The sequence below is a fragment of the Streptomyces sp. NPDC005151 genome (genome assembly GCF_053599875.1).
Map to the genome: position 1 here is coordinate 1 of NZ_JBSFYR010000151.1, position 10,713 is coordinate 10,713.

Annotated in this window: 10 protein-coding genes; 6 read left to right on the forward strand and 4 right to left on the reverse strand. The window is 71.2% G+C overall.

Annotation, left to right across the window (positions count from 1 at the left end):
- Nucleotides 1-170: 170 nt before the first annotated feature.
- On the reverse strand, nucleotides 171-1,250 hold the full coding sequence (dapE, locus tag ACWD6R_RS38050; RefSeq protein WP_451822937.1) for a succinyl-diaminopimelate desuccinylase: 1,080 nt from the start codon (nucleotides 1,248-1,250) through the stop codon (nucleotides 171-173).
- A gap of 167 nt (nucleotides 1,251-1,417) precedes the next feature.
- Here dapE and ACWD6R_RS38055 point away from each other — a divergent pair, with 167 nt between their 5' ends.
- Together ACWD6R_RS38055 and ACWD6R_RS38060 are read left to right on the forward strand one after the other, a co-directional pair.
- The gene (locus ACWD6R_RS38055; protein ID WP_451822938.1) at nucleotides 1,418-2,365 is read left to right on the forward strand and encodes a hypothetical protein; all 948 of its coding nucleotides are present in this window, start codon (nucleotides 1,418-1,420) and stop codon (nucleotides 2,363-2,365) included.
- A gap of 490 nt (nucleotides 2,366-2,855) precedes the next feature.
- Nucleotides 2,856-3,302, forward strand: a complete 447-nt coding sequence (locus tag ACWD6R_RS38060) for an ATP-binding protein (RefSeq protein WP_451822939.1) — start codon at nucleotides 2,856-2,858, stop codon at nucleotides 3,300-3,302.
- 72 nt (nucleotides 3,303-3,374) lie between these two features.
- On the opposite strand, the gene ACWD6R_RS38065 is transcribed toward ACWD6R_RS38060, so the two are convergent.
- Together ACWD6R_RS38065 and fdxA are read right to left on the reverse strand one after the other, a co-directional pair.
- Nucleotides 3,375-4,472 carry a bifunctional succinyldiaminopimelate transaminase/glutamate-prephenate aminotransferase gene (locus ACWD6R_RS38065; protein ID WP_451822940.1) on the reverse strand — a complete coding sequence of 366 codons (1,098 nt, stop codon included), beginning with the start codon at nucleotides 4,470-4,472 and terminating at the stop codon, nucleotides 3,375-3,377.
- A 150-nt stretch (nucleotides 4,473-4,622) separates the two neighbouring features.
- On the reverse strand, nucleotides 4,623-4,943 hold the full coding sequence (gene fdxA / locus ACWD6R_RS38070) for a ferredoxin (protein WP_037688837.1): 321 nt from the start codon (nucleotides 4,941-4,943) through the stop codon (nucleotides 4,623-4,625).
- 117 nt (nucleotides 4,944-5,060) lie between these two features.
- Between fdxA and ACWD6R_RS38075 the strand changes: the two genes are divergently transcribed.
- On the forward strand, nucleotides 5,061-6,062 hold the full coding sequence (locus ACWD6R_RS38075) for a GNAT family N-acetyltransferase (protein ID WP_451822941.1): 1,002 nt from the start codon (nucleotides 5,061-5,063) through the stop codon (nucleotides 6,060-6,062).
- Between the two features lie 10 nt (nucleotides 6,063-6,072).
- Entirely contained in the window at nucleotides 6,073-6,909 is an 837-nt protein-coding gene (locus ACWD6R_RS38080; protein WP_451822942.1) for a transglutaminase family protein, read from the forward strand.
- A gap of 271 nt (nucleotides 6,910-7,180) precedes the next feature.
- Here ACWD6R_RS38080 and ACWD6R_RS38085 read toward each other — a convergent pair whose 3' ends face one another.
- Nucleotides 7,181-7,336 carry a hypothetical protein gene (locus ACWD6R_RS38085; protein WP_451822943.1) on the reverse strand — a complete coding sequence of 52 codons (156 nt, stop codon included), beginning with the start codon at nucleotides 7,334-7,336 and terminating at the stop codon, nucleotides 7,181-7,183.
- An 865-nt stretch (nucleotides 7,337-8,201) separates the two neighbouring features.
- Between ACWD6R_RS38085 and ACWD6R_RS38090 the strand changes: the two genes are divergently transcribed.
- Both ACWD6R_RS38090 and ACWD6R_RS38095 read left to right on the forward strand, forming a co-directional pair.
- Nucleotides 8,202-9,506, forward strand: a complete 1,305-nt coding sequence (locus ACWD6R_RS38090) for a hypothetical protein (RefSeq protein ID WP_451822944.1) — start codon at nucleotides 8,202-8,204, stop codon at nucleotides 9,504-9,506.
- A gap of 151 nt (nucleotides 9,507-9,657) precedes the next feature.
- Nucleotides 9,658-10,410, forward strand: a complete 753-nt coding sequence (locus tag ACWD6R_RS38095; RefSeq protein ID WP_451822945.1) for a class F sortase — start codon at nucleotides 9,658-9,660, stop codon at nucleotides 10,408-10,410.
- Nucleotides 10,411-10,713 lie beyond the last annotated feature (303 nt).

Consider the following 10,713-nt stretch of genomic DNA (forward strand, 5'->3'; position numbering starts at 1 on the left):
CCACCCCCTTCGGCTTTCCTGATCAACACAGCGGGCCCCACCGACAACGGCGCAGATCACTCCGGCGCTCCGCACCTCCGCCCCACGGATCGCATTCCCTCCCGGCGTAAACGCCGGGATTCCCCGCGAAGATCAAGAGATGGAGGTTACGGGCAGGGGAATGCCGTGGGTCAGCTGGTGAGCCAGGAGCGGAGCCGGTCCTCGCAGTGGGTGATCCGGTCGACCGCCACGTGCTCGTTGCGCTTGTGCGCGAGGACCGGGTCACCGGGCCCGTAGTTCACGGCGGGGACGCCCAGCGCGCCGAAGCGGGAGACGTCCGTCCAGCCGAACTTCGGCTTCGCGGCACCGCCGACGGCCTCCACGAACGCCTTGGCCGCCGGGTGGGAGAGGCCGGGCATCGCCGCGCCGGAGTGGTCGTCGACGGTGAACTCGACGACGCCGCAGTCCGCGAAGACCTCGTGGACGTGGGCGAGGGCGTCCTCGGGGCTGCGGTCGGGGGCGTACCGGTAGTTGACGACGACGGTGCAGGCGTCCGGGATGACGTTGTTGGCGACGCCGGCCTCGATGCGGACGGCGTTCAGGCCTTCGCGGTACTCCAGCCCGTCGATGACCGGCCGGCGCGGTTCGTAGGCGGCGAGGCGGGTGAGGATCGGGGCGGCGGCGTGGATGGCGTTGGACCCCATCCAGCTGCGCGCGGAGTGCGCCCGCTCCCCTTCCGTACGGAGAAAGACCCGCAGGGTGCCCTGGCAGCCGCCCTCGACCTGGGCGTCGGACCCTTCGAGGAGGACGGCGAAGTCGCCCGCCAGCCAGTCGGGGTGGGCGTCTGCGACATGGCCGAGCCCGTTGAGGTGCGCGGCGACCTCTTCGTTGTCGTAGAAGACGAAGGTGAGGTCGCGGTTGGGCTCGGGCACGGTCGCGGCGATCCGCAGCTGGACGGCGACGCCCGACTTCATGTCGGAGGTGCCGCAGCCCCACAGCACGCCGTTCTCGTCGAGCCGGGACGGGACGTTGTCGGCGATCGGCACGGTGTCGATGTGTCCGGCGAGTACGACGCGCTCGTCGCGGCCGAGGTTCGTCCGGGCCACGACGTTGTTGCCGTGCCGGTCGACGGTCAGGTGCGGGAGCGTGCGCAGGGCCGTCTCGATCGCGTCGGCCAGCTCCTTCTCGTCCCCGCTGACCGACGGGAAGTCGACGAGGCGGGCGGTGAGGGCCGGGCCGTCCAGGGTGAGGTCAAGGGTGCTTTCGGGCATGGCCCCGACCCTAAGGCCTGTCCGGCCCTGATCCGCCGGGCGGGCCCGGGGACTTTCTTTCGGATCGGGCGTGATCGGGGACCCCGCGAGCCCGGCACGATCCGGAAGGAATGCCCCTGAGGGGCTTCGCCCTCGGCCCCGGCCGGGCCCTCCAGTACGGTGGGCGCGTGCCCCGGACCCCCTCCTCCGCCCGCCGACACACCGGCCGCAGCCGCCTCTTCCGTATCGCGGCGGCCTTTGCCGTGCTCGTGGCCCTGGCCGGCTATCTGACCGTTCACTACATTTCGGGCAACAAGGGGGTCGAGCGGTGCACCGTGCAGTCCGCCGACGGTTCGACGGGCCGGGGACGTACGTACCGGCTGAGCCCGGAGCAGGCCGCGAACGCCGCGACGATCTCCGCGGTCGGCACCACGCGCGGGATGCCTGAGCGTGCGGTGACGATCGCGCTGGCGACGGCGTTGCAGGAGTCCGGGCTGCGCAATATCTCGCACGGCGACCGGGACTCGCTGGGACTGTTCCAGCAGCGCCCCTCGCAGGGCTGGGGCACCGAGAAGCAGATCCTGGACCCGGTCTACTCGGCCGGGATGTTCTACCAGCATCTGGCCGAGGTCCCCGGTTACTCGCGGCTGCCGCTGACGGTCGCCGCGCAGCGGGTGCAGCGCAGTGGTTTCCCGCAGGCGTACGCGAAGCACGAGCCGGATGCCGCGCTGCTGTCCGCCGCGCTGACCGGCCGTACGCCCGCCGCGCTGACCTGCACGCCGACGCAGACGGCAGCGGGGCCCGCCGATGCGGCACAGGTGCGGTCGGCGCTGGTACGGGCCTTCGGCAAGGGTGTGCTGCCCCCCTCGGGCAAGGCGGGTGACGGGGTGTCGGGCGGGGCGGCGGCTGCGGGCACGGTCTCGGTGCCGGTGCCGGTGAAGGCGGCGCGGACCACCGGGGACGGCGGCAGGGCGCAGCGCGGCTGGGAGCTCGCGCACTGGGCGGTGGCGCAGGCCGAATCGCTGGGCATCGACGAGGTCGCGTACGCGGGCCGGGTGTGGAGGACCGGGTCGGGCTGGCGGACGGACCGTGAGGAATCAGGCACCGCACACGTCCGTATACAGCTCGTTCGCTAGTGCCGTGACCGGCAGTGTCTGCCCCCTGGGGAGCGTCGTCCGGTGCGTGCGATCGCAAGGCGGCCGGAAGTCCCCCAGTGGGGTCTCCCCTGCTCGAACGAAGTTGAGAGCCTGGGGAAGGAGCTACCAGGACTTGTGGCCAACGCGGCGAGCGGGCGTGCCGGGCGGCGCGACGGGGCAAAACTTGTCGGGAGGTACACCAGTACGAAGGATCCCCCGCAGGGGCCATCCAGCCCGTCCGGAAGCTGCCGTCACCAGACGCCTCCGACACCCTCCACTTCATGCGCCAATTCCCTTGCAGGCAAAGGGAAGTGACGACCCATCCGGCGCTTGGGGAATGCAATGTTTGCCCGGGTTCCTCCGTTGTGGATTATGTGACGCATTACCGACTCTTTACTTCGGTCCACCGCAACCTCCCCCGCCCCCAAGACGGTTGTCACTGCGTCCGGTCAACGGACAGACAGATTCCACATCCCGTCGAAGGAGCATCATGTCCCTCCCCCTGACCCGTCGGATCGCCCGTGCCGCGCTGCTGATCGCGGCGGGCGCAGCCCCCGTGGTCGGTGCGGCCGGCGCCGCAGGTGCCGCGGAGCTCCCGCAGGCCCCGGAGCTCGGCGGTCTGACGACCGTCGACGGTGCCGGTCTCGGCAAGACCCTCGACGGCGCGTCCGAGCAGGGCACCAAGGTCGCGGGTACCACCGGCGGCAAGATCGTCGGGACGGCCGTCCCGGCCGCGCGCAAGACCGTCGGCAGCACGGGCAGCAAGGCCGCCCCCGCCGCGCAGAAGGTCGCCGGTGAGGCCGCGGGCAACGCCGGTGGGCTGGTCGGCGGGGCCACCGGTGCGGCGACCAAGGGCAGTCTGCCGACCGGCGGTCTCGCCGGTGGCGCTCTGCCGACGACGCAGGGCCTGCCCACCCAGAGCCTGCCGATCGTCTGACCCCGTACCGGACATGCAAGAGGGCCTCGGAAGTACGTACTCCCGAGGCCCTCGCGCCTGACCGGTACGGGGTCAGGACAGCCGCTTGACCGCGGCTGCCACACGTTCGTCCGTCGCCGTGAACGCCACCCGTACGAAGTGGTCGCCCGCCGGTCCGTAGAAGTCGCCCGGCGCCACCAGGATGCCGAGCTCCGCAAGGTACGCCACGGTGTCCCAGCAGGGTTCGTCGCGGGTCGCCCACAGGTAGAGGCTCGCCTCGCTGTGCTCGATCCGGAAGCCGTGGCCCTCCAGCGCCGCCCGCAGCGCGGTACGCCGGCCCGCGTACCGGGTCCGCTGCTCAGCCACGTGCGTGTCGTCTCCGAGCGCCGCGACGGTGGCGGCCTGGACCGGGGCGGGCGTCATCATCCCGCCGTGCTTGCGGATCAGCAGCAGTTCACCGAGGACGGCCGCGTCGCCCGCGATGAACGCCGCGCGGTATCCGGCGAGGTTGGAACGCTTGGAGAGGGAGTGGACGGCGACGATGCCCTCGTACGTGCCGCCGCAGACATCGGGGTGGAGCACGGAGACCGGTTCGGCCTCCCAGCCGAGCTCGAGGTAGCACTCGTCGCTGAAGACCAGGACGTCGTGCTCGCGCGCCCAGGCCACGATCCGGATCAGCTCGTCCTTGGACAGGACCCGGCCGGTGGGGTTGGACGGCGAGTTCAGCCAGAGCAGCTTGAGTCCGGCCGGGTCGAGCTCGGTGGGGTCGTCGTAGACGACGGGCTCGGCGCCGCAGAGCCGGGCACCCACCTCGTACGTCGGGTAAGCGAGCCGCGGGTACGCCACCTTGTCGCCCGCGCCGAGGCCGAGCTGGGTCGGCAGCCAGGCGACGAGTTCCTTGGAGCCGACGACCGGCAGCACGTTCTCGTGCGCCACGGAGACCGCGCCGAGCCTCCGCTCCACCCAGCCGGTGAGGGCGTCGCGGAGTTCGGTCGTCCCCCACACCGTCGGATAGCCAGGGCTGTCCGCGGCGGCGACGAGCGCCTGCTGGATCAGCTCCGGCACCGGGTCGACGGGCGTGCCGACGGAAAGATCGACGATGCCGTCCGGGTGGGCCGCAGCGGTCGACTTGTAGGGCGCGAGCTTGTCCCAGGGGAAGACCGGGAGGCGGGAGGAGACTGCTGCGGACACGGCTCTCTGCTTTCTCGTACGAGGGTGACGAGGATGGTTCGGGTGGTTCGTGCGGCGCCGAGTCTGCCTGCGGCCCGGACCGGAAAACACCTCGGTCCCGCACGGTGACGAGCCGTACGGGACCGGGGTGGCGCACGTGCTGGCCGCTGGTTACTGGTTCTGCGGCGGCAATGCTGCGATGAACGGGTGGTCGCGCTCGATCAGACCCAGCTTGGAGGCACCACCCGGCGAACCGAGGTCGTCGAAGAACTCGACGTTCGCCTTGTAGTAGTCCTTCCACTCCTCCGGGGTGTCGTCCTCGTAGAAGATCGCCTCGACCGGGCAGACCGGCTCACAGGCTCCACAGTCGACGCATTCGTCCGGGTGGATGTACAAGGACCGCTGGCCCTCGTAGATGCAGTCGACGGGGCACTCTTCGATGCAGGCCTTGTCCTTTACGTCGACACAAGGCTGCGCGATGACGTAGGTCACGCTGTCGTTCCTCCTCGGTAGGGCGTTGGCTCTCGCGCGGGAGCGCGGCGTCGTCGATGCCCGCATCTAGTATCTCCGTTCCTGAGCACGAACCGAACAGGAGGGGCGGAGAGAGCTGTGGAATTCACCATCAGCGGACGGGCTGAGGTCCGGATCACCCCGGCTGACGTGGGCAAACGGGTATCAGTCCGACGTCGCTCGGAAGACGGCGCGGCGGGCTGGAAATTCACCGACACCGTAGGGGTTCTCACATCCTGGAACAACCATGTGCTGTCGATCACACCGAAGAGCGGTGAATCCGTCCACATCGCGGAATCCTCGCTGGTGGCGGGCAAGGTCGTCCCCTCCGCGCCGGCCCGGCGCCGGGGTCCGTCGGCCACGTTCGCCGAACTCGCCCGCGTCTGTGCCCGCGCCTGGCAGCCGGTGGAGTGCGAACCGCTCGGCAACTGGCAGCTGCGCGCGGCGGAGGGGTTCACCCGGCGCGCCAACTCCGTACTGCCGCTCGGCGATCCGGGGGTGCCGCTCGACGAGGCGCTCGCGCGGGTGGAGCGCTGGTACGAGGACCGCGGGCTGCCCGCGTACATCCAGACCGCGACGGGCGCGGAGGGCACACAGGAGAATCTGTGCGCGGAGCTGGAGGAGCACAAGTGGCGGCGCGAGGTCACGGCGCAGGTGCGGATCGCGGCTCTGGCGCCGATCGGAGATCTGGACGCGGACGTCGCGCAGGTGCGGCTGAGCCGGGGGATCGACGAGGCGTGGCTCTCCCGGTACCAGCGCTTCGGCACTCCGGGCCCGCATGTACTGAAGGTGCTGGGCAGCGGGCCCTCGGTGTGGTTCGCGACCGTGCCGGGTGACGCGGCGGGCGACGCGCCTGCCGCGATCGGACGGTGTGTCGTGGACGGGCGCTGGGCGGGCTTCATGGCCGTCGAGGTCGATGCCGCGTACCGGCGGCGGGGCCTGGCCTCCGCCGTCATGACCGCACTGGCCCGGCAGGCGCTGGACGAGGGTGCGTCGGCGGCGTGGCTGCAGGTGGAGGCGGACAATGAGGGGGCACGTGCGCTGTACGACCGGATGGGGTTCGTGACCCATCACCTGTACCACCACTTCCGGTCCGCGTAGGGGCAGGAGTATGTCCCCCATGAACCCTGGGCTGAACCCACGCCGACAGTTCGCCGAGGAGGCCCGCGCCGAACGCCCCGACCTCGCGCTGCTCTGCCTGCTGCTGGCCGCGGAGGCCGACCCGGCGCTGGACGCGGACGGGATCGACGCTGCGCAGATCGAACTGGACCGGCTGGCGGGACTGCTTCCGTACGGGGTACGGGGCGGGCGCGCCTGGGCCTCGGCGCTGGCCGAACTGCTCGGCGAACGGTGCGGGTTCGAGGGCTCATCGACGGACTACCAGCGGCTGCGGTCCTCGCTGCTGCACGAGGTGCTGCGGCGCCGGCGCGGGCTGCCGATCCTGCTGTCGGTCGTGTGGATCGAGGTGGCTCGGCGCGCGGGCGCTCCGGTGTACGGGGTGGCGCTGCCGGGTCATTTCGTCGTCGGGTTCGGCGATCCGGCGGAACAGGTGCTGGCCGACCCATTCGCCGGCGGCAGGCCGATGACCGGCCAGGACGCACAGCTTCTGGTGACGGGGGCGACCGGGGCACCACTCGAGCCGTCGATGCTGGTGCCGGCCCGGCCGCTGGAGATCGTGCTGCGGATCCTGAACAACATCAGGGCGTGGGCGGCGGCCCGCCCGGAGTGCACGCGAGTGGCGCTGTGGGCGGTGGACCTGTCGCTGCTGCTGCCCTCACATCCGGCGCGGCTGCGTTACGAGCGGGCGCAGTTGCTCGTACAGAGCGGGGAGTTCGTTCGCGGGGCCGAGGAGATGGAGGAGTACGCGGAGCTGGTGGAAGCGGTGGAGCCGACGGCGGCGGAGATGGTTCGGGGGCGGGCGCGGGCGGCGCGGGCCTTGCTGAATTAGGGGTGCGGGGGCATGGGGACCGGGTCGTCCGGTGGGCGTTCGGAGCTCGATCGCCGGCCGGGCCCGACATGCCGGTCGGTCTAAGAGCCTGTCGGGTGACCTTCGATCGGATAGCGGACGCGGTCTGGTGCGTGCGATTCCAAGGCGCCGGAAGGCCCTCGGATGGGGTCTCCCCTGCTCGAACGAAGCTGAGAGCTTGGGGAAGGAGCTACTAGGGCATTTCGGCAACGCGGGAAGCGTGCGTGCCAGGGCGTGGCCGCCCGATCAGAGGTCACCCGACAGGCTCTAACTCCAGCCCCTTCGACTGCCGGACGCCCAGCACCACCACCCGGTTCTCCAGGTCGGGTTCGTCCCCGTACACCGTTCCCGGGACCGCCTCGGCGACCGCGGCGCCCAGTTCGTCGCGGCGTGCGTCGCGGACGATCACCGCCGGCCGGCCGTCGTCCGGTGCGGCCGCCGCCTTCGCCGCGCGCCAGGCCAGCAGCGGGTCGTCGGCGGCGGACTCGGCGGGCAGCCCGAAGCGCCCGATGTAGCGCCTATCGCCGTCGCGCAGGTCGAGGCGCCCGAAGCAGAGCCCGTTCTCGGCGGCGTCGTACCGCGCGACCTGCCCGGCGTAGCGGGCGGCTCCAGCCGCCCCTGCCGGGTCCCGCCGGTCTCCCGCAGCACGGCGGTCAGCTGCCGCCGGGCATGGCCCCGGAGGGCCTTCACGCGGGCGTGAAGCATGTCGAGATGGCCCTGCTCGTGTGCGAGATCAGCGGTGGTCAACGGTGCACTGACTCCCTGCGGGCAGTGGTGTGCGGCTGCCAAGGATGCCCTGCATCGGGTCGGAACGGGAGCCGCGCAGGTCCGGAGGTCGCCCGAGAGGGCGCGTTATCTCTCCTGCGTGCCACGCGCGCCGCTCCTCGCACTGGCCCTGCAGGGCCTCTTGAGTGACGCGGAGGACACCCCCAGGCGATCAGCTGCGTACAGGACATCGCCAACCAACCATCGCTGCAAGCGGGTTCGAGCCGACCGCGAGAGTCTCGCCGCCCCGATCGCACGGCGCGTCACCATGAGGAAGTGTCAGCAAACGGGTGGGTCTGCGGCGCCAAACCTGATTACGCCATGATATGCAGTCCGATGGGTGATTATCGGTAATTCGCCACCCGAAGAGCCCAGGGCGTAGCTCCAATGCACAGTTTCCCGATGGCGCCGAGTCGCATTCCGGTTAACGGTGGATCACGTCGCAACTGCGTCACCTTGAGTCGACAGCCCGTCACTCATCGCAGTCGCGTCGAAAGGAATGTGTTCAGATGCGCTCTGCCCGCACACTGTTCGCTTCGGCCGCGATCACCGCGGTCCTCGCCATCACCACTCCTGCTGCCCATGCCATCACCCTGACCGATGACTGGGACGGCGGCTCCTCCTCCAGCAGCGACGACCACGGCGGCCGCGGCGGCGACCGCAAAGACGACCACGGCGACAAGGGGGGCCCCGGCGAACACGGCGACAAGGGGGGCCACGGCGACAAGGGCGACAAGGGGGGCCACGGCGACAAGGGCGACGAAGGCGGCTACGGCGACGACGGCGGCGGCGACGAAGGCGGCTGGGGCGACAAGGGCGACCACGGCGACAAGGGGGGCCACGGCGACAAGGGGGGCCACGGCGACAAGGGCGACAAGGGGGGCCACGGCGACAAGGGCGACGAAGGCGGCTACGGCGACGACGGCGGCGACGGCGGCGGCGACGAGGGCGGCTGGGGCGACAAGGGCGACAAGGGCGACCACGGCGACAAGGGGGGCCACGGCGACAAGGGCGACAAGGGCGACCACGGCGACAAGGGCGGCTGGGGCGACAAGGGCCACCACGGCGGCAAGGGCGGCTGGGGCGGCAAGGGCGACAAGCCCCGCGGCGGCGTCCACACTGGTGGCGGCGCCATGGCCATGACGGTGGCCGGCGACGACGGCGACTCCTACGGTAACGGCGACGAAGGCGGCTACGGCGACGGCGGCGATGGCGGCGGTGGCGGCGACGACGAGGGCAGCGACGAGGGCAGCCGCCCCGACCACGGCAACAAGGGCGGCTGGGGCGGCAAGGGCGACCACGGCGACAAGGGCGACAAGGGCGACAAGGGCCACCACGGCGACAAGGGCGACAAGGGCGACCACGGCGACAAGGGCGGCTGGGGCGACAAGGGCCACCACGGCGGCAAGGGCGACAAGCCCCGCGGCGGCGTCCACACCGGTGGCGGCGCCATGGCCATGACGGTGGCCAAGGAGTGGCAGCCCGGCAACGACTCCAGCGACCACTCGAAGAAGGGCGGAGACGACCGCGGCGACAAGGGCGGCGACGAGGGCGGCTACGGCGGCGGCCAGGGCGGCGACCAGGGCGGCTACGGCGGCGACCAGGGCGGCTACGGCGGCGGCCAGGGCGGCGACCAGGGCGGCTACGGCGGCGACCAGGGCGGCAAGCCCCGCGGTGGCGTCCACGCCGGTGGCGGCGGGACCGCGGTGACCGGTGGCGGTCTGGCTGCCGGTTCGGCGTTGCTCATCGGTGGGCTCGGCGTCGGTGCATACAAGATGCGCCGCCGTCAGGCCACGGGCGGCGCGGTGGCCTGAACGAACTGAACCGCTGATCTCGCGCAGCTGTCGCGGTCGCCGTCCCCCGGGGCGGCGGTCGCGGCGGCTGCGTTTCCCCGGTTCCGCCGGCTGACCGAGCACCAACTGACTGATGCCACACAGAAGAAGGACAGAAGAAAGGCACGCTCCCATGGCCGCCCCGCAGTCGTCCGATTCCACCCCCTCCCGGCCTGGCTCCCCCGCCATCGGCCGCGCCCTGCTCTGGCCCGCAGCAGCGGCAGGGCTGGGCCTGCTCCTGATCTACAACTCCCTCGGCGTCTCGGACGACAACAAGCCGTTGACCACCCCCGCGGTGCTCGCACCCGCCGTCCCCGGGCCCGGCGTTCCCGGAGCCCCGGCAGCCGCCCCCCCAGCCTCCGCCGCCCCCTCGGCCTCCGCCGCCCCCTCGGCCTCCGCTTCCCTCCAGGGGCTGTCCATGCCCCCTTCCAAGCCGAAGCGGCTCCAGATCCCGACGATCGCCGTCGACGCCCCCTTCACCCCCCTGTCCATCGGCCCGACCGGACAGCTCGGCGCCCCGCCCCCCAACGACAAGAACCTGGTGGGCTGGTTCAAGGACGGCGCGACGCCCGGTGAGCGCGGCGCGTCCATCGTCGCAGGTCACGTCGATACGACGACCGGCCCGGCGGTGTTCCTGCAGCTCCAGTTCCTGAAACCGGGCGCCACGGTCGACATCACGAGGGCGGACGGCAGCGTCGCCTCGTTCAAGGTCGACTCGGTGGAGACCTTCAGCAAGGCGAACTTCCCCGACAAGCGGGTGTACGCCGACACCCGGTCCGCCCAGCTCCGCCTGATCACGTGCGGCGGCAACTATGACAGGAAAGCCAAGGACTACAAGGACAACGTGGTGGTGTTCGCCCATCTCGACAAGGAGACGCGCGCCTGAAACACCTGAACTAAGGGTTGTCCCGTCATCCCTGGCGGAACAGCGCGCGGCGTCGGATGCGGTGCATCGCAAGGCGGAAGGGCGTCCGCATACTGGATGTATTCGGAATACTGGATGTATTCGGACGTTCCGACAACGCGGCGAGGTGCCGTAGCTGACGCCGCGCGCCCGCCAGGGATGACGGGACAGCCCTTAGACCGACCGGCAATGGGGGGCGGCGTCACGGGGCTGGGGCACGCACCTCGCGGCGTTGTCGTCCATCACCATGGCTCAATCCTCCGCCTTGCGATGCACGCACCCCAG

What these genes read in the sequence shown, in the direction of transcription:
- ACWD6R_RS38090 (WP_451822944.1), top strand. Translation starts at nt 8,202, where the DNA reads ATGCGCTCTGCCCGCACACTGTTCGCTTCGGCCGCGATCACCGCGGTC.
- ACWD6R_RS38080 (WP_451822942.1), top strand. Translation starts at nt 6,073, where the DNA reads ATGTCCCCCATGAACCCTGGGCTGAACCCACGCCGACAGTTCGCCGAG.
- ACWD6R_RS38095 (WP_451822945.1), top strand. Translation starts at nt 9,658, where the DNA reads ATGGCCGCCCCGCAGTCGTCCGATTCCACCCCCTCCCGGCCTGGCTCC.
- ACWD6R_RS38060 (WP_451822939.1), top strand. Translation starts at nt 2,856, where the DNA reads ATGTCCCTCCCCCTGACCCGTCGGATCGCCCGTGCCGCGCTGCTGATC.
- dapE (WP_451822937.1), bottom strand. Translation starts at nt 1,250, where the DNA reads ATGCCCGAAAGCACCCTTGACCTCACCCTGGACGGCCCGGCCCTCACC.